Origin of the sequence: Nonomuraea solani (assembly GCF_900108335.1) — a bacterium.
GTDB classification, from domain to species: domain Bacteria; phylum Actinomycetota; class Actinomycetes; order Streptosporangiales; family Streptosporangiaceae; genus Nonomuraea; species Nonomuraea solani.
Window position 1 is genome coordinate 127,275 of sequence record NZ_FNVT01000011.1, and the last position, 16,939, is coordinate 144,213.

Consider the following 16,939-nt stretch of genomic DNA (forward strand, 5'->3'; position numbering starts at 1 on the left):
CGCATCCTGCCCACCGTGGCCGAGGTAGCCGGGGTAGGCGGGGTAGCCCGCGTGGCCAGGGCTGGGATGGGCCGGGGACCAGTGGCCACGTGGTCGCGTGGCCGAGGGCCGGTGTCTGCGGTCGGCGGTAGCTGCGGACGGCGTGGCCGGGTGGTGATCGGGGTGGTTTCAGGGCCTCCCGGAGGTCGCTTACCCCCAGCCCTTAAATCCTCTGCCACCCCCACCCCTTCAAGGCTCCACCCGTCCCGACTTCCCCAATCGTCCCGGCAACCCGCAACCCTCCCCGTGCCCGAAATCCCCAGACCCTCAACCGCCCCGACCCCCGCGAGGGTTGTGGTTGGTGGGGTGGTGGTTGGCGTGGGGTCTAATAACGGTCACTGTGGGTGAGGTGCGCTGTATTACCGTCACGATTCGTGTGCTGACAAAGAGTCAACACACCATTCGTGTTGATTCTTCGCATCTGTGTCTTGAAGTACATCTGCCCCATCGGCATAGTGGACCGAACCACAAGGCGTACCCAGTCGTGGCGAGCGTCCTCGGGGGCCCAGCTCACGACGACTGCCTAGCGGCGCATCACCACGCGCGGAATTGGACATGATGGATGACCTCGCCCCCGCCGATCCGTACGAAGTTACTGAGGATCCTCCTGCTCCCGCTGGTCTCCATGGTCGCTTTGTGGGCGTTCATCGCCTACTCCAGCGTGGAGGAGATCAACACGGTCTCCCAGGCGCAGGACCGCTGGGAGGCCATCGGGTCTCCGGTGCACCAGCTCATCGTCGAGCTGCAGCGCGAGCGTCAGCTTTCGGCGGAGGCGGTACGCGGGACGGCGTCGTACGCGCCCCTGGCGCAGCAGCGGCGGGTCACCGATGGCAAGGTGGAGCGGCTGCGTGAGGTCATCGGGACCGTTGATGTGACGGAGTCGGGCACCGAGACGCCGGCCCAGGTGCGGGCGATGGTGCAGGCGCTCGACGGGCTGCAGTCGCTGCGCGCGTCGGCCGACGGTGGGGTGCTGGCCCCGCCGCTGACCATCCTCCAGGCGTACGACAACCTGATCAGCGTCGCCAACCGGCAGTTCAACGACCGCGACGCGCTCAGCGACGTCTCGTCCTACCGGGCGGTACGCGGCATGGCCGCCTGGAGTGCCACGGCCGAATATCTGGGCCGCGAGCACGCCGTCCTCACCAGCACGATCGTGCACCGCAAGATGACCCCCACCGACCGGGCCGCGTTCGTGGCCGCGATGACCAGCCGCCGGCTCGTCTTCGCCAACGCCGAGCGTGACTCGGGCCCCGACCTGCGGGCGAACTACGACAAGATGATCGCCAGCGCCCCGTACAAGCGGCTGGTCGAGGTCGAGGACGCGCTGTTCGTGTGGGACACCAACGGCGCCCCGCCGGTGGAGCCGGCCGTGTGGAAGAGCGACGCCGCCACGCTGCTCGACACGATCAACCGTGACACGGAGGCGGAGCTGGCCCGCGCCGCGGTGGAGGCCGAGGGGCAGAAGACCGGGGCGTTCTGGCGGATCGGGCTGGTCCTGCTGCTGGGGCTGGTGGCGGTCTTGGTGTCGCTGGCGCTGTCGTTCCGGTTCGGCCGGTCACTGATCGAGGAGCTCAAGAAGCTGCAGGGGTCGGCCGTGGAGCTGGCCGAGCAGCGGCTGCCCCGGCTGGTCGAACGGCTGCGCCGCGGCGACGACGTGGATCCGGCGACCGAGGCCCCCGCACTCGACCGGGCGGACACGGCCGAGGTCGATCGGGTGGTGCACGCGTTCTCGGCCGTGCAGCGGACGGCGGTCGAGGCCGCGGTGGGCCAGGCGGTGCTGCGCAAGGGCGTCGGCCAGGTCTTCCTCAACCTGGCGCGGCGCAACCAGGCGCTGCTGCACCGTCAGCTCTCGCTGCTCGACACCATGGAGCGCCGGGTGGACGAGCCGGAGGTCCTGGAGGACCTGTTCAAGCTCGACCACCTGACCACGCGCATGCGGCGGCACGCGGAGAACCTGATCATCCTGTCGGACTCGGCCCCGGCACGGCGCTGGCGGGATCCGGTGTCGCTGTTCGACGTGGTGCGGGCGTCGGTGCTGGAGGTCGAGGACTACACGCGGGTCACCGTGTCGCCGATGCAGAACGCCCCGCTGCTGGTCGGCGCGGTGGTCACCGACGTGATCCACCTGATCGCCGAGCTGGTGGAGAACGCCACCGTGTTCTCGCCGCCCGACACGAACGTGCATATTCGGGGCATGCGGGCGGCCAACGGGTTCGCGGTCGAGGTGGAGGACCGAGGGCTGGGGCTGAACCAGGACACACTCGACGCGATCAACGTCCGGCTGGCGGATCCGCCCGAGTTCGACCTGGCCGACAGTGACCGGCTCGGCCTGTTCGTGGTGGCCAGGCTGGCGTCCCGGCATGGCATCAAGATCTCGCTGCGGCGCTCGCCGTATGACGGGACCACCGCGATCGTGCTGCTGCCGTCCGTTCTTCTGTCGGGTGCCGAGCTTCCCCCGGAGCATCGGCAGGTCCGGGCGGCGATCGACATGGCACCGGCTGAGGCCACGGAGTCCGGGCATGTCACCTGGTTCGAGGCCGCCTCCGCCGCCCCCGCCCCTGCACGCAGGCCAGAGCCGGTGTCCATGAACGGCTCCGCGCCACCGTTCACGCCTGGTGTTCCCGACTCGGGCGGTGCGTCATGGTCTGCGACCGTCGTCCCTGACCAGGCTCCCGCGTCCACGCCCACGCCCGTCGGCTCCGGTGGGCCGCCCGCTGACTGGAGTGTCACGGTGCCGGCCCAGGAGGCGGACGATGACCTCGACGGGCTGCCGATGCGGGTGCCGCAGGCCAGCATGGCTCCTCAGCTTCGCACCGCCCCCCAGCGCGCCGAGCGCGACAGCGGGGTGGCGGGGCGTTCGCCCGAGGAGCTCGCAGATCTCATGTCGTCCATGCAACGCGGCTGGCAGCAGGGCCGCCGCCAGGTGGAGCAGGGACAAGACGTGTGGAACCGAAAGGACGACCATCCCGATGCCCGATTCCAGAAGTGAACTGAGCTGGTTGCTCGACGACCTCACCCACCGCGTCCCCGGCATCCGGCACGCCATCGTGCTGTCCGCCGACGGGCTGGCGATGGGCGGGTCGAAGGAGCTGACCCGGGAGGACGCCGAGCACCTGTCCGCCATCTCCGCCGGGAGCCACAGCCTCGCCCTGGGCGCGGGGCGGCATTTCGGCATGGGTGGCGTACGTCAGACGATCATCGAGCTGGACGGGGGCTTCCTGTTCGTCACCGCGGCCGGTCAGGGCGCGCGACTGGCCGTGCTGGCCGCAGCCGACGCCGAGCTGGGCATGGTCACGTACGAGATGGCCCTCCTGGTGAAGAGGGTGGGCGAGCACCTCTCCGCGCAGCCGAGGGGAGCGGCACCGGCACCCGCCTGGAACGGCGCGAGACGGTGAGCGGGGACGACCCCGGCCCGCTGATCCGGCTGTACGGCCTGACCGGCGGCCGGGCGCGCCCGCAGGGCGAGACGTTCGACCTGGTGGCCATCGTCGCCACGGTCGACGGCCTCTTCCACCCCGGGGACCTGATTCCCGAGCATCGCGCCGTGCTGTCGCTGTGCCGCCGGCCCACGCCGGTGGCCGACGTCGCGGCGCACCTCCAGCTACCGCTCAACATCACCCGCGTGATCCTGGGCGACCTGCGGCGCGAGGGGCTGGTCACCATCGAGCGCCCGGCCCCCGTGGCGCAGACGATCGACGAACGCATCTACAGGGAAGTGCTGCATGGACTACGCAGCCTCTGAGCCGGGGACGACCGCCGTCGCCTCGGCCTTGGCGATCAAGATCCTCATCGCGGGCGGCTTCGGCGTCGGCAAGACGACCATGGTGGGCACGATCAGCGAGATCCGGCCGCTGCACACCGAGGAGCTGCTGAGCGAGCGGGGCATCGGGGTGGACGACACCTCGGGCGTGGAGGCCAAGAGCACCACCACGGTGGCGCTGGACTTCGGCCGCATCACGATTCGCGACGGGCTGTGGCTGTACCTGTTCGGGACGCCGGGGCAGGACCGGTTCTGGTTCATGTGGGACGAACTGGCACTCGGCGCGCTCGGCGCCGTCGTGCTGGCCGACACCCGCCGCCTGCAGGACTGCTTTCCGGCGGTGGACTACTTCGAGCAGCGGGGCATCCCGTTCGTGGTCGGCGTGAACTGCTTCGACGGCGCCCGCCGCTACGACCCGGTCAAGGTACGGCGGGCGCTCGGGATCAGCGAGACGCCCCCGATCGTGCTGTGCGACGTACGCGACCGCGAATCGGTCAAGAACGTGCTCACCACGCTGGTCACGTACGCGGTGAAGGGTATCTCTTAGAGCCTGCCGACCTGGTCGATGGTGTCGTGGAGGTACTGCACGGCGAGCTTTTCGGCGTGGCGACGGGGTTCGATCACCGCTTCGGTGTCGCCGAGCCACTGCCGGTAGAGCTCGACGCAGGCGAGCAGAGCCCGGCCGGCGTCGTGCCGGTCGTAACCGCAGAGGGTCGTCTGAAGGGCGCTGGCCTCATCCGGCGCGAGGGATTCGAGGTGGCGGACACCGCGCGGTGACGCACCCACCCGCCGAGCGGCCAGAGGACCCAGCACGGCCTCGCGCAGATAGCCGAGGAAGCCGATGACCTCGAACAGTTCGCCGCGGCCGAGTTTCGTCGCGCCGTAGTGCACCCAGATCCAGAATCGGTCCTCGATCCACTGGAGATCGAGCGGCGGGTTCGCCGGCGGATGCTCGGCCAGAGCGGCGGCCAGGATGCCGTCTCGGTCCCACAGGATCTCCGGGTCCTCAACGCGCTCGGCGAACTCGGAGGCCCGCACGAACTTGAAGTCGACATGGAGAAGGGGAGGCCCGACGAGCGTGATGATCAGGCGGGGTTCGCCGACGTGCTCCCCGGTGAACCCCGCCACGAGGGCGGCCCACGAGCCGATCAGCTCAAGACGCTCCTTCATGACCGAGTCGAACACCTCGTCGTCGATGACCACAATGAGATCGACATCGGAGTGGACATCGGGGTTTCCCCTCGCGATCGACCCCGCGACGGCGACACCGGCCACTCTCGGATCTTGCCGCATCCGAGGAAGCGTGTCGCCAAGGAAGCGGTCGTGCAGGGAGAGAGCGTCCACAGCGTTCCCTTCGGTACAACGAACAAAGTCTTCGAACGTACCATGCCTGCCGGGCGGTGGCGCGGGCTCGCGCCGGCCCTGACCCTGGACGGCGGCGACTGTGAGCGGGCCGCGCGCCGCTTCTTCTGCTCGGTCTCCTACAGCGGCGCGACCGTGCAGTTCAGCACCACGCCGGTCTGCCGCTCCGGCACCCCTTAGGCGCCAGGGACGGCCAGCCCGGTCTCGTAAGCGGCGATCACCGCCTGGACCCGATCCCGCAGCCCCAGCTTGGTCAGCACGTTGCTGACGTGCGTCTTCACGGTGTGCTCGCTGACCACCATCTCCTGGGCGATCTCCGCGTTGGACAGCCCCCGCGCGATCATCCTCAGCGTCTCCCGCTCGCGCGCGGTGAGCGCGGAGAGCCGCTCGGGCGGCGGCGCGCTGGGCCGGGCGGCCGTTCTGGCGGTGAACTCGGCGATCAGCTTGGTGGTGACCGAGGGGGCCAGCAGTGACTCGCCGGCCGCGACCACCCGTACGGCGTGCACGAGGTCGTCGCGGCGCACGTCCTTGAGCAGGAACCCGCTCGCGCCCGCCCGCAGCGCGTCGTAGACGTAGTCGTCCAGGTCGAACGTGGTCAGCATGAGGACCCGGCACTCCCCGTCCGCGCACACGACGCGGGCCGCCTCGATGCCGTCCATGACGGGCATGCGGATGTCGAGCAGCAGCAGGTCGGGGCGGTGTTCCCGGACGGCGGCCACGGCCTGCGCGCCGTCTCCCGCCTCGGCGACGACCTCGATGTCCGGCTGGGCATCGAGGATCATGCTGAACCCTGCGCGTACCAGCTCCTGGTCGTCGGCGACCACCACGCGCACGGTCATGCCGCCGGCTCCCGCCGGGACAGCGGCAGCCGGACGAGGACCTGGAAGCCGCGGCCGTCGTCGCGCGGGCCGGTGACGGCGGTGCCGCCGCAGGCGAGGGCGCGCTCGCGGATGCCGATGAGGCCGTTGCCGCCGGAGGGAATCGACGATGCCCGGCCGCGGCCGTCGTCGGTGATGTCGATCATGAGTGCGTCGTCCTGCCAGGTGAGGGTGATGCCGGCCCGGGTGGCGCCGGCGTGCTTGACGATGTTGGTGAGCGCTTCCTGCGCGATTCGGTAGGCCGCCACCTCGGTGTCGGGGGACAGCGGCCGCGGCGTGCCCGAGGCGGCGTAGGCCACCTGGAGCCCGGTGCCGGTCTCGACCTGGTCGGCCAGCGCGGGCAGGGAGGAAATGGTGGGCTGGGGCGTGCGCGGGCCTTCGTCCTCTTTGAGGACTTTCAGCATGCGCCGGAGCTGCTCCATGGCGTCGCGCCCGGCGGCGGCGATCGCGTCGAACGTGGCCACCGTCTTGTCCGGATTGCCGACCACCACCGGCCCGGCCTCGGCCTGGACCACCATGACGCTGACCGCGTGGGCGAGGATGTCGTGCATGTCGCGGGCGATCCTGGCCCGTTCGCGTTCGGCGGCCCGCTCGGCGGCGACCTGACGCTCGCGGGCCAGTTGCGCGGCGCGTTCCTCCAGGGCGGCGGCGTGGGCGCGGGAGGAGGCCGCCGCGCGGCCGATGGCGTAGGCGGCGATGAACAGCACGATGCCGCGCATGGCGGTCTCGGACGAGCCGACCACGAGCAGGCCGCCGCCGATCGTGCCGACCAGCAGAGGTACGCGAACCCATCGGGTGCACTGGGAGGCCACGGTGTAGAGCGCGATCAGCCCGCCGTACCAGATGGGCTGGGCGGCCACCTCGTCCACGAGGTCGTAGAACCCCGTCGGGACCAGGGTGGCCACGAGGACGATCGCCGGGGCCCGGCGGCGCCAGATCAGCGGGACCGAGGAGGCGGCCACGATGAAGTAGCCCCACCAGTGCCACGGCCCGCCCCACGGGTTGTCGCGGGAGAAGAACGGCCACAGCTCGACGACCAGCACCAGCGCCGCGAGGGCGGCGTCCATCCAGAGCGGGCGGACCCGCGCGAAGAAGCCTGACTTTGCCACGGCACCCCATCCTGTCTGGCACGTCATGCCGGGGCATCGCCGGTACGAGGGACTTGAGAGCTCACCCGGAGGAGTGAGGACAAATGGATCGTACCGGCGATTCGCCACGCCCCTGAGATCGGCAGGATGGTCGCCATCGCACCCTGACCTGGAGATACGTCAATGAAGCTCGCCCTCGCCCTGGCCGCCACCCTCATATCCGCGCCCACGCCGGCACCGAACCCCTGCCCGCCGCCCGCCGTCGTCCAGCCCGACCCTGACGCGGTGATCCCGCCGGTCAACGCGGCCGCCCTGGGCAAGGCCATCGAGAAGCTGCCCGCCGCCGACGCCACCGCCGCGATCGTGCGGGTGGGCGGCACCAAGGGCTCATGGCGGGGCGTGACCGGCGTGGCCGACCTCAAGACCGAGCGCAAGGCGTCGGAGAACGTCCGCTTCCGCGCGGGCAGCGTGACGAAGATGTTCACCGCCGCGGTCGTGCTGCAACTGGTGGCCGAGGGCAAGGTCGCGCTCGACTCGACCGTCCAGGACGTCCTGCCGGGGCTGCTGCCCGACTCCTACCCCGACGTCCAGGTGGGCCAGTTGCTGAACCACACCAGCGGCCTGCCCGCGCCCACCCTGCCGGGCACCATCGAGTGGGTGTACGAGACCCGGTTCAAGACCTGGCAGCCGAAAGAGTACGTGGCGCTGGCCGTGCGGAACCCGATCGAGTTCACGCCCGGCACCAGGCAGCACTACCTCAACACCAACACGTTCGTGGCCGGGCTGCTGATCGAGAAGCTCACCGGCAGGTCGTACGAGCACGCGGTCACCACCCGGATCCTGCGCCCGGTGGGCATGCGCGACAGTTACCTGCCCGGCACGTCGCCGCTCATCCGGGGCCCGCACCACAAGGGTTACCAGTCCGTGCCGGCGGGCTTCGCGAACTCCTTCGCCTACGGCGACGGGCACCTGGTGGACATGACGAAGACGAGCGTCACCTCGACCTGGGCGTCCGGCGACCTCATCTCGACCACCAAGGACCTGGAGAAGTTCGTCAAGGCGCTGTTCTCGGGCAAGATCGTGCCGCCAGCTCGGTTGGAGCCGATGTTCACCGTCCCCGACGTGACGATGTACGACAAGTGCGGCAACCAGCCGGCCACCTACACCTCCGGCATGTCGCGGATGGTGCTGCCCGGCGGGATCGTCGCGTACGGCAAGACCGGTGCCCGCTACGGCTACGCCGCCGGGGTCGGCGCGACCCGTGACCTGAGCCGCACCCTGGTCTATTCGGTCAACTCCACCGATGCCAAGGCGTCCGGCCAGAACCAGCGGACCCTGGGCATCGCGCTGGCCGCCTTCGCGCGCTAGCTTTACCCGCTCCGGGGATCGGGTTACCGTCGGGGTCCACCTCACCCTGTGCCACACGAAACCCACGGGGGTGCGTCATCAACGCCAAAGTGGTCCTGGGAATCCTGTTACCCCTCTTCCTGCTCGTGGAGGCTCCGCCCGCCCAGGCCGCGCAGCCGGTCTGCATTCCCGAGGCTCCGGTCTGCGCGGGCCTCGACGGGGGCGGCTTCGTCTTCACCATCGCACCGCCACCGGCCACGCTGTCGGTGAGCGTGACGGTCAACGGGCTGCCCGCGAGGGGGTCGCTGTCCAGCTATCGGACACCGACCTACCTGTACGGGCTGTTCCGTCCGTCCCCGCCGCTCGTTTCGGGCGACCGGATCTGCATGACGCTCTACGCCGGCGGCGTATCGCCGGGGCCGTACTGCGACACCATGCCGTAACGACGAGAACGGCGAGCGAGGCCGCGCCGGAGAGCGCGGCCTCGAACAACGCTCACCCCAGCGCGCGCCGGCGGCGGCGACGCCGGCGCGAGCGGCGATTGGTATCGCTGTCGGCGTCCGGTGTGGGTGCGGCCGGACGGATGAATCCCAGGTAGTGCTGGATTGCCATGTGTCCCCCTCATGCCGACGGCAGCCCTCCAGCTACCCGGAGGCCGATCCGGAAACCTCACTTGTGGGACAACAGCCGATTCTTGTACGTCGGGTGCTTGGTCTCCCAGTAGCGCCATCCCTCGACCCTGGCCGGTACGTTGGCGATCCCGGCGGCGACCTTGACGTGGCGGCACGACCGGAGCACCGACCAGGCCGACCAGCCGGCGCGGTACCCGAAGACGCGGTACCACATGTTGCCGTACATGCCCTTGTTGATCTCGCGGGTGTACTCGTGGCCGCTGAAGACCATGTGACGCTCTTCGAGGTGCGGCAGACCGAGCCTGCGCAGGCTCTTCACCACGTCTCCTGTGGTGAGCGTGTGCTGCTTCTCGTTCTCGGTCTCGATGAACGCCAGCACTTCGTGTTCGCGCGTGACCGACACCGTCATCGAACCGCCGGGGCCGTCGATGTAACGGGTGCGCGGCAGGAAGAAGTTTCGTGGTGAGACCCGGTGCAGCTTCCAGAAGACGTGCGGCGAGCACGTCTTGTCACCTGCGGAGACGGCGATCGCGGAGGTCGCGGGGGTCAGCGTGGTCATGAGAACGACTGCGGCGAAAGCCCGCAAAGTCTGCCTCTGTACGTATTTCGTCCGAGAATAAGGCGTGAACATGTTCCGGTCCTTTCGGAAATCGACCGGTTCGATGCTTACAGTTGCCGCGAGTCCCGCGATAACGCCACGCCGGATATCAATTCCCTATAACGGACAAGTGCCGATAAATAAATGCCCATATCAGGGCGGGACGCGTGCGACAGGCCCGTGACGCACGGTATCGACGCGCGCTCACTCCGTAGTTCTCATATATCCGTATGTACTTGCATTGAGGAAGATTGATGATCCCGTGCGTACCTTTCTTCGGCAGATTCCGGTTTTCGGGAGGTACGTAATGCACCGCAGAGTCGCCCTGGTCTCCGCCATCGCGCTCGCCGTGGCAGGAGCCCTGGTCCCCGCGAGCACCGCACAAGCCGCCGGCGCCTCAGCGCAAGCCGGCACCTCAGCCGAGCTCGATCGCAGGCCCGTCGGGTGGACCGCCACGGACTCCTGGTCGGAACGCAGGACCGTCTCGTCCTATTGGACCAGCCAGCGCATGCTGGCGGCACAACCGCTGTCGGCGCCCCCGCCGCAGCGCGGCGACCGGCTGGGCCGGCCGTCCCAGGGCGATCCCTGGTCGAACGGCAACTCCTCGGTCCGGCGCTCGAGCTTCGGCACCCGGGGCGCCGCCTTCTCGGTGCAGCCCGTCAACGCCCAGCGGTCCCTGATCCCCAACAGCCCAGGTCTGCAGTGGACCGACGGAGGAGCGGTCGTACGGACCCTCGGGCGCGTCTTCTTCACCACCGCCGACGGCCAGAACTCCTCCTGCTCGGGCACGGCGGTGACCAGCGCCAACGAGAGCGTCGTCATGACGGCGGGCCACTGCGTGAAGCTGAACGGCGCCGCCCACCGCAACTGGGCGTTCGTCCCGGCCTTCGACGACGGCCGGCGCCCGTTCGGCACGTGGGTGGGCAGCAGGATGCTGACCACGCCGCAGTGGAACGCCAACGAGGACATCAACTTCGACATCGCCGCCGTCGTGGTCGCCCCGCTGCAGGGCCGGACGCTGACCGACGTCGTGGGCGGGCAGGGAGTGGCGTTCAACCAGGCCAGGCAGCGGCAGATGTTCGCCTTCGGCTATCCGGCGGCCGACCCGTTCGACGGCTCGGAGCTGATCTACTGCAGCGGCCGCACGTTCAACGATCCGATCATGACCCAGGACCAGGGCCTGCGCTGCAACATGACCGGCGGGTCGAGCGGCGGCGGCTGGTTCCTCAACTTCAACGAGGGCACCGGCCAGGGCATGCTGAACTCCGTCAACAGCTTCACCTACAACAACGCCCCGAACTTCATGTTCGGCCCCTTCTTCGGCAACGAGGCGATGGCCGTCTTCCAGGCCGCGCAGAACGCCGACGCCCTCTGAGGCAGCTCTGAGGCCGCTCTGAGGCCGCGTGGCGAGCACCCTCTTCCCGTCCGCGCGATCACCTGATGCGATGGGCGGGCATCCCACCTGAGGAGGTTCGCCATGGCCACCGATCCCCTGCCGCTGCTTGAGCGGCTGATCGCCATCGACTCGGTCAATCCCGACCTGTCCCCCGGCGGCGCGGGCGAGTCGGCCGTCGCCGGGTTCTGCGCGGACTGGTCGCGTGAGCGCGGGTTCGAGGTCCACCTTCTGGAACGGCGACCGGGCCGCCCTTCGCTGGTGGCCGTGGCCAGGGGCAGCGGTGGCGGACCGTCTCTCATGCTCAACGGCCACCTGGACACCGTCGCGTACGGCACCTACGACGGCGACCCGCTCGCCGCCCGCGTCGAGGACGGCAGGATCCACGGCCGTGGCGCCTTCGACATGAAGAGCGGCATCGCCGCGATGATGGCCGCGGCGGCGCGCGCCACCGCGGACGGGCCCCTGCGCGGCGACGTCATCCTCGCCCTGGTGGCCGACGAGGAGCACGCCAGTTTCGGCACGGAGGAGGTGCTGGAGAAGTTCACCGCGGACGCGGCGATCGTCACCGAGCCGAGCCACCTGGAGGTGACGCTCGCGCACAAGGGCTTCGCCTGGTTCGAGGTGGAGATCCTGGGCCGGGCGGCCCACGGGTCCCGTCCCGACCTGGGCGTCGACGCGATCGCGAAGGCCGGGCACTTCCTGGTCGCGATCGAGGAGCTCGGGCGCCGGCTGGCCGCGTCGGAAGGGCATCGGCTGCTGGGGCCGGGGACCGTGCACGCCTCGCTCATCGAGGGAGGTGAGGGTGCCTCGACCTATCCCGCCCGCTGCCGGATCACTTTGGAACGGCGTACGGTCCCCGGGGAGAGCGCCGCCACGGTGCGGGCCGAGCTCGCCGGGATCCTCGACGGGCTCGCGGCGAGCGTGCCGGACTTCGCGTACCGGCTGCACGACGGCCTGAACCGCGAGCCCTTCGAGGCCGATCCGGACGCCGCCATCGCCCGCGTGCTGCTGGGTCAGGTCGAGCGCGCGCTCGGCCGTCCGCCGGTGATCCGCGCCGAGCCCTTCTGGACGGACTGCGCCCTGCTGGACCGGGCCGGGATCCCGTGCCTGCTCTTCGGCGTGGATGGCGGCGGCGCGCACGCCGACACCGAGTGGGCCGACATCGCCTCAGTGCGGCAGGTCACCGACGTGCTCGCGGCCACGATCACGGAGTTCTGCTCAGGAACTCGGTGAGGATCCGCGGGGCCGCCGCCTCCGCCAGCGCGGGGGCCTCGCCCGCCGCCAGGTCGCGGATGCTGTAGCCCTGCTCCCCGGCGGCGACGGCGGCCGTCAGCGTCACGACACCCGCCCGCCTGCCGAACGGGGACGAGCCGAACGTCCAGAAGGTCAGCGGCGCGTACCGGACCCAGCGGGGGTCGAACGCGGACGGCACCGGATCGCCGTCCGCCCGCCCCGGCGTCCCGCGCAGCAGCTCGCCGCGGAGCGCGGCGGCCGCGTCCCTGGCCAGAGCCTCCAGCCGGACCTCTTTGTGGTCGGCGGTGCCGATGCGGACGACGGACAGGCCCAGCACCCGGTGCACCAGGGTGGCGGTCAGGTCCACGCTGCGGATCCTGCTCAGCGGCACCGTATGACGCCTGCGGACGAGGATCCCGGACCGCAGCTCGACCTGGTCGCCAGCCACCCGGTATCGCGTGGTCAGCCAGCGGCCCAGCCCCATCAGGCTGACGACCGCGAACCCGGCCGCGACCGCGCCGAGCGTGATCCACGCCCGCGCGTCGACCAGCAGCAGCGGCCCCAGCCAGAACAGCGCGCCGGGGAAGAACAGCAGGGACAGGACGAGCAGCGTCAGCGCCGTCAGCAGCGCGGGCCCCGACAGCGACACGAGCGCCTGCAGCGTCCACCACCGCCTCGCTCGCGGATCGACCCTGTGCAGCGGAGGGCGTAGTCGGAGGTTGCTCACGCCGCTCATCCTTCCTAAGTCAGATGTATTGCCTTCGACGTTAGCAAGACACTTGACTTGGAATCAAACCGGCGTGTTGAGCCGGGCCAGATGGATCTCCATCAGCTCGACCGTGCGCTCGGCGGTCAGCGCGCCCAGGTGGAACCCGGCCCGCAGCCCGTCGGCCAGGCCGACCAGCAGGGCCGCCTCCGCCTCCGGGTCAAGACGCGGGTCGAGGCGGCCCGCCCGCATGGCCAGCGCGATCTGCCCCTCCAGCAGGCCGCGCAGCGCGAGCGCCCGCTTGCGCGCGTATTCGCCCAGCGGCTCGCTCCTGGCTGCCTCCAGCAGGAAGCTGACGTTGATCAGGCTGCCCGCCTGGGCCCTGGCGTCCACCGGCAGCATCTCCATGACGATGGCGCGCAGCCTGGTCAGGGGATCCTGGCCGCCCATGGCCAGCATGCGCTCGGCCACCCGCTCGACGTTCCTCTTGTTCATGAACTCGACGGCGAACACCATCATGTCCTCGCGGGTGCCGAAGTAGTGCTGCAGCCGGCCGAGCGACATGCCCGCCTCGGCGGCCACCTCACGCAGGCTCACCCGGTCGAGCCCCTTGGCCTCCGCCACCCGCCACAGCGCCCTGGCGATACCGGTCCGCCGCTCATCGTGATCGACTCGTCTTGGCACCCATTCACCGTACCAATACATTCGACTTGATAAGAACCCAGAGTTTTCCCTAGTGCCATCCCTGAGGCGCCCCGCGCGCCCGCGTCCTACCGTCGTCTCATGCTGGAGGACCTCGACCAGGTGTTCGCCTGGCTGCTCGCCGTGCTCATCCGGCCCACCTCGGGGCTGTACGGCGAGTTCGACCTGCGGGAAGACGACCGGGACCCGAGCCAGGGGACCACGGCCCGGTACGGCGGGCGCGAGCGCCCCGAGCTGACCGGCACCACCCACGTCCGCGACCTGCACAGGGACCTGCGCGAGCTGGGCTTCCTGCTCGCCCCCGAGAACGCCACCACCTTCACCAGGGCCACCCGGTGGGCGGTCGAGGAGTTCCAGCGCTACGCCGCGCTCCCCGACTCGGCCGTCCAGCGCCACCCGGACGCCGCGACGCTGCTGCGTGACCTGACGGCGGCGGACGGCACGCTCCCGGTCAGCGGCCTCTCGGCCTTCCCCGACGCCGCGCCCTTCCGCGTCCGGATCGACGCCGAGGTCCTGGAGGTCACCGGCCTCGCGGGCGACCTGACCGTGACGCGCGGAATGGAGGACACCACGCCCGCCGCCCACGCCTCCGGCGCGCGGGTGGAGCTCGTCCGCTGGTCGGACCGGCTCGTGCCGGTGGACGCGCACTTCTACGAGCGCTACACCGAGTCGATCACCGGCGTGGTCAACCCGTGGACCCGTTTCGTGCTGCGGCGCTGGCGGCAGGCCCGCCGGCGGTGCCCGATCGTGGTGGAGGCGTGGCAACTACGGCAGGGACAGCCGGACCGGCTGCACCCGCTGCCCGCCGCCGGCAACGTGTGGGGGCACCGGGACGTCGCCGACAAGGCCCCACGCTTCTACGTGCGCGACCTGACGCGGACGTGGCGGCGCCCGGCCCGGCCGCCGTCCGCTCCCGCGCATCCGGAGCTGGACGTGACCGGGGAGTTCGCCACGTATCTGACGGACTGGTCGGGCCCGCGGGCGTGGCCGAACACCGGGCACACGTGGCGGCCCGAGGCCGAGATGCTGCCCGAGCACCTGCTGCCGGTGCGCGCCGGCGGAACCGGCCCGACGCTGGCGGAGCTGGCCGGGGACGCGGCGGGGCTGAGCACGTACAAGGTGGTCAGGGCGGTGGCCGAGGTCGAGGCCGTGGGCTATTTCGACGGGCTCAACGGCTACGACCCGGCGTTCATCTCGCTGGGGCCCTGCCACTGGACGGCGGGCGCGGCGAGCGGGCCGGCCGCGGGCGCGTCCGTGGACGCCGGTGAGCTGTGGGGCTTCCTGTCCTACCTGAAAGCCGTCGATCCGGCCGCCTTCGCGCAGGCCGTCGGACGGTTCGGGGTCGGCGTCGCCACCGACTGGGGCCAGAACGGCCAGGAGGTGTTCCTGCCCGGCCAGCGCAAATACGTCTCCCGCCCCACCGTCCCGCAGGAGAACGGCCCGATGCGGCTGCTGCCGCAGGTGGTGGCCGAGTTCGACGTCTTCCGCGGCTGGCACTGGTTCTACCGGTTCCAGATGGCCACCCGCACCGTCGAGGGGTTCCGCCGCCGGATGTGGCACATGGCCAGGCTCCGGATCCGCGACATCGCGGAGACCCCGTGGGACGGCCCCGCCGGCCCGCCCACCTGGACCATTCCCGATCCGGAGGCCCCGGGCGGCACCCGTCCCGCCCGGATCAAGGACGTGATCACCTCCGAGCGCGGCCTGGCCCTGGTCTACCGGTGGCACATCAAGCGACCGGCCAACATGGTCGCGGGCGGCCCGGCCACCGAACCGGTCGCGACACGCCGGCTCGGACGCGCGGGCCCGCAGCTCCACACGGCCTTCGACGAGGCCGCCAAGGACCACGAGACCCTGTTCGCCAGCGGGCCGCACACGTGGGGGGACGGCGCGGAGCGGGCGCTCGTCGAGCACCTGCTCACGCGGGCCGAGCGGCTCAACCCGCCCGACGCGGGGCTGCGCGGCTCCCTCCAGTACGTCTTCGACTGGCCCCGGTACGGCACCAACCCGCGCGGCTACACGCTGCCCGTCGACATCCTGCCGGAGGCCGAGGACGGCCAGGGCCGCCGGCTGCGGATGGCGCGGCACTCGTTCACGTTCGACGCCACCGACCTGCCGGCACCGCCTCTCTAGAACCACCCGCGCCGGGCGGCGAGCAGCCCGGCCTGGAAGCGGGTGCGCGCGCCGAGCAGGTCCATCACCTCACTGACCCGCCGGTGCACCGTCCGCAGGCTCACCCCGAGCTGGCGCGCGACGGACTCGTCCTTGAGCCCGGCCGCGAGCAGCGTGAACAGCTCGGGGTCCGGCAGCCCGCCGTCGGACACCCCGTCTGCGGACCTGGCCGGCAGTGGCAGCGACGAGCGCCACAGCACCTCGAACAGCGTGACCAGCGCGTCCAGCAGCGTCGAGGAGTGCACGATGACCGCGCTGTCGGCGTGGGCGGAGGCGTCGGTGCCGAGCGGCAGGATCGCCCACTTCCGGTCGGCGATGGCCAGCTTCATGGGCACCTCCGGGCTCACCCTGGCCTGCTCCCCGGCTGCCGCCGCCTCCTGCGCGAGGCGCAGCTTGCCGGGGATCTCCAGGGCCGTGACGTCGTAGATGCCGCGTACCAGGACGCCCTGGTCGAGCCGCTCGATCTCGTCCACGTTCTGCTGCGAGGGGTCCTGGGCGTAGGGCGGGCGGTCCAGCACCAGGAGCTCCTCGGTGGCGGTCTGCTGGAGCTGCGTGAACCGCTGCACCACGGCCGCCTGGCCCTGCACGACCTCGACCAGCTCCTCGGGCGACTGGTGCTCGGTGCGCGGCGTCTCGGCGAGCAGCGCGACCGAGGCCAGCCGGGCCTGGGCCAGCCCCTCCTCGCGGCGGGAGATGAGGGCCGCCACGGCGACGTCCGGCCGGATCGGCACGAACCGGATCGGGCGGCCCGCCATGCGGCTGACCAGTCCCAGCGCCTCCAGCCGGGAGAAGGCGCGGCGCAGCGCCACCGTCGTGCGGCCGGTGTGCTCGGCCAGCTCGGGCAGCGTGGCGCGTGGGCGGCGCAGCAGGTCACGGTAGATCTGCTCGTCCTCGGCATCGATCCCGACCGCGGAGAGTGCGTTGTCGTGCGTGTTCATGATCGGCAATCATGACAGATGCCTGCAATGTCATAAAGCCGCCAACCTGTTTCCTAGGCGGGGAGATCCGCGCACCGGTAGGACGGTA

Annotated in this window: 17 protein-coding genes; 10 read left to right on the plus strand and 7 right to left on the minus strand. The window is 70.7% G+C overall.

Annotated features, from left to right (window positions below):
- Nucleotides 1-601: 601 nt before the first annotated feature.
- The 4 genes from C4V41_RS33880 to C4V41_RS33895 are packed head-to-tail and all read left to right on the plus strand — an operon-like array spanning nt 602 to nt 4,346.
- On the plus strand, nt 602-3,028 hold the full coding sequence (locus tag C4V41_RS33880; RefSeq protein ID WP_103960057.1) for a sensor histidine kinase: 2,427 nt from the start codon (nt 602-604) through the stop codon (nt 3,026-3,028).
- Complete coding sequence (locus C4V41_RS33885; protein ID WP_103960058.1) at nt 3,009-3,434, plus strand: roadblock/LC7 domain-containing protein; 426 nt, start codon at nt 3,009-3,011, stop codon at nt 3,432-3,434. Before C4V41_RS33880 ends, C4V41_RS33885 begins: the two co-directional genes overlap by 20 nt.
- Complete coding sequence (locus C4V41_RS33890) at nt 3,431-3,781, plus strand: DUF742 domain-containing protein (RefSeq protein WP_235030535.1); 351 nt, start codon at nt 3,431-3,433, stop codon at nt 3,779-3,781. Before C4V41_RS33885 ends, C4V41_RS33890 begins: the two co-directional genes overlap by 4 nt.
- A complete protein-coding gene (locus C4V41_RS33895) occupies nt 3,762-4,346 on the plus strand; it encodes a GTP-binding protein (RefSeq protein WP_103960060.1) in 585 nt (194 codons plus the stop codon). The genes C4V41_RS33890 and C4V41_RS33895 overlap by 20 nt, the downstream gene beginning before the upstream one ends.
- Here C4V41_RS33895 and C4V41_RS33900 read toward each other — a convergent pair.
- Nucleotides 4,343-5,092: a nucleotidyltransferase domain-containing protein gene (locus C4V41_RS33900; protein WP_200824422.1), complete on the minus strand. Its 750-nt coding sequence runs from the start codon at nt 5,090-5,092 to the stop codon at nt 4,343-4,345. The genes C4V41_RS33895 and C4V41_RS33900 overlap by 4 nt on opposite strands.
- Nucleotides 5,093-5,185: 93 nt before the next feature.
- Between C4V41_RS33900 and C4V41_RS62170 the strand changes: the two genes are divergently transcribed.
- Nucleotides 5,186-5,341 (plus strand): hypothetical protein, encoded by a 156-nt coding sequence (locus C4V41_RS62170; protein ID WP_160150490.1) that lies wholly within the window; start codon nt 5,186-5,188, stop codon nt 5,339-5,341.
- Here C4V41_RS62170 and C4V41_RS33905 read toward each other — a convergent pair.
- Together C4V41_RS33905 and C4V41_RS33910 are read right to left on the minus strand one after the other, a co-directional pair.
- Nucleotides 5,338-6,000, minus strand: coding sequence for a response regulator (locus C4V41_RS33905; protein WP_103960062.1), 663 nt, complete (start codon nt 5,998-6,000; stop codon nt 5,338-5,340). The two genes, C4V41_RS62170 and C4V41_RS33905, sit on opposite strands and share 4 nt — an antisense overlap.
- Nucleotides 5,997-7,148, minus strand: a complete 1,152-nt coding sequence (locus tag C4V41_RS33910; protein WP_235030536.1) for a sensor histidine kinase — start codon at nt 7,146-7,148, stop codon at nt 5,997-5,999. Before C4V41_RS33910 ends, C4V41_RS33905 begins: the two co-directional genes overlap by 4 nt.
- Before the next feature lie 162 nt (nt 7,149-7,310).
- Between C4V41_RS33910 and C4V41_RS33915 the strand changes: the two genes are divergently transcribed.
- Together C4V41_RS33915 and C4V41_RS33920 are read left to right on the plus strand one after the other, a co-directional pair.
- Entirely contained in the window at nt 7,311-8,495 is a 1,185-nt protein-coding gene (locus C4V41_RS33915) for a serine hydrolase domain-containing protein (RefSeq protein ID WP_103960064.1), read from the plus strand.
- An 89-nt stretch (nt 8,496-8,584) separates the two neighbouring features.
- Complete coding sequence (locus C4V41_RS33920) at nt 8,585-8,917, plus strand: hypothetical protein (protein WP_103960065.1); 333 nt, start codon at nt 8,585-8,587, stop codon at nt 8,915-8,917.
- A gap of 226 nt (nt 8,918-9,143) precedes the next feature.
- On the opposite strand, the gene C4V41_RS33925 is transcribed toward C4V41_RS33920, so the two are convergent.
- Nucleotides 9,144-9,665 (minus strand): hypothetical protein, encoded by a 522-nt coding sequence (locus tag C4V41_RS33925; protein WP_103960066.1) that lies wholly within the window; start codon nt 9,663-9,665, stop codon nt 9,144-9,146.
- 346 nt (nt 9,666-10,011) lie between these two features.
- On the opposite strand from C4V41_RS33925, the gene C4V41_RS33930 reads away from it, so the two are divergent.
- Nucleotides 10,012-11,079: a trypsin-like serine peptidase gene (locus C4V41_RS33930; RefSeq protein WP_103960067.1), complete on the plus strand. Its 1,068-nt coding sequence runs from the start codon at nt 10,012-10,014 to the stop codon at nt 11,077-11,079.
- 102 nt (nt 11,080-11,181) lie between these two features.
- Nucleotides 11,182-12,333 carry a M20/M25/M40 family metallo-hydrolase gene (locus tag C4V41_RS33935; protein ID WP_103960068.1) on the plus strand — a complete coding sequence of 384 codons (1,152 nt, stop codon included), beginning with the start codon at nt 11,182-11,184 and terminating at the stop codon, nt 12,331-12,333.
- On the opposite strand, the gene C4V41_RS33940 is transcribed toward C4V41_RS33935, so the two are convergent.
- Together C4V41_RS33940 and C4V41_RS33950 are read right to left on the minus strand one after the other, a co-directional pair.
- On the minus strand, nt 12,305-13,060 hold the full coding sequence (locus C4V41_RS33940) for a PH domain-containing protein (protein ID WP_235030537.1): 756 nt from the start codon (nt 13,058-13,060) through the stop codon (nt 12,305-12,307). The two genes, C4V41_RS33935 and C4V41_RS33940, sit on opposite strands and share 29 nt — an antisense overlap.
- Before the next feature lie 63 nt (nt 13,061-13,123).
- A complete protein-coding gene (locus C4V41_RS33950; RefSeq protein WP_160150491.1) occupies nt 13,124-13,723 on the minus strand; it encodes a TetR/AcrR family transcriptional regulator in 600 nt (199 codons plus the stop codon).
- A gap of 99 nt (nt 13,724-13,822) precedes the next feature.
- Here C4V41_RS33950 and C4V41_RS33955 point away from each other — a divergent pair, with 99 nt between their 5' ends.
- Nucleotides 13,823-15,874 carry a peptidoglycan-binding domain-containing protein gene (locus tag C4V41_RS33955; RefSeq protein WP_103960070.1) on the plus strand — a complete coding sequence of 684 codons (2,052 nt, stop codon included), beginning with the start codon at nt 13,823-13,825 and terminating at the stop codon, nt 15,872-15,874.
- Here C4V41_RS33955 and C4V41_RS33960 read toward each other — a convergent pair.
- A complete protein-coding gene (locus tag C4V41_RS33960) occupies nt 15,871-16,851 on the minus strand; it encodes a helix-turn-helix domain-containing protein (protein ID WP_103960071.1) in 981 nt (326 codons plus the stop codon). The two genes, C4V41_RS33955 and C4V41_RS33960, sit on opposite strands and share 4 nt — an antisense overlap.
- Between the last annotated feature and the right edge of the window lie 88 nt (nt 16,852-16,939).

What these genes read in the sequence shown, in the direction of transcription:
- C4V41_RS33880 (WP_103960057.1), top strand. Translation starts at nt 602, where the DNA reads ATGACCTCGCCCCCGCCGATCCGTACGAAGTTACTGAGGATCCTCCTG.
- C4V41_RS33885 (WP_103960058.1), top strand. Translation starts at nt 3,009, where the DNA reads ATGCCCGATTCCAGAAGTGAACTGAGCTGGTTGCTCGACGACCTCACC.
- C4V41_RS33895 (WP_103960060.1), top strand. Translation starts at nt 3,762, where the DNA reads ATGGACTACGCAGCCTCTGAGCCGGGGACGACCGCCGTCGCCTCGGCC.
- C4V41_RS33900 (WP_200824422.1), bottom strand. Translation starts at nt 5,092, where the DNA reads ATGCGGCAAGATCCGAGAGTGGCCGGTGTCGCCGTCGCGGGGTCGATC.
- C4V41_RS62170 (WP_160150490.1), top strand. Translation starts at nt 5,186, where the DNA reads ATGCCTGCCGGGCGGTGGCGCGGGCTCGCGCCGGCCCTGACCCTGGAC.
- C4V41_RS33905 (WP_103960062.1), bottom strand. Translation starts at nt 6,000, where the DNA reads ATGACCGTGCGCGTGGTGGTCGCCGACGACCAGGAGCTGGTACGCGCA.
- C4V41_RS33915 (WP_103960064.1), top strand. Translation starts at nt 7,311, where the DNA reads ATGAAGCTCGCCCTCGCCCTGGCCGCCACCCTCATATCCGCGCCCACG.
- C4V41_RS33925 (WP_103960066.1), bottom strand. Translation starts at nt 9,665, where the DNA reads ATGACCACGCTGACCCCCGCGACCTCCGCGATCGCCGTCTCCGCAGGT.
- C4V41_RS33930 (WP_103960067.1), top strand. Translation starts at nt 10,012, where the DNA reads ATGCACCGCAGAGTCGCCCTGGTCTCCGCCATCGCGCTCGCCGTGGCA.
- C4V41_RS33935 (WP_103960068.1), top strand. Translation starts at nt 11,182, where the DNA reads ATGGCCACCGATCCCCTGCCGCTGCTTGAGCGGCTGATCGCCATCGAC.
- C4V41_RS33955 (WP_103960070.1), top strand. Translation starts at nt 13,823, where the DNA reads ATGCTGGAGGACCTCGACCAGGTGTTCGCCTGGCTGCTCGCCGTGCTC.
- C4V41_RS33960 (WP_103960071.1), bottom strand. Translation starts at nt 16,851, where the DNA reads ATGAACACGCACGACAACGCACTCTCCGCGGTCGGGATCGATGCCGAG.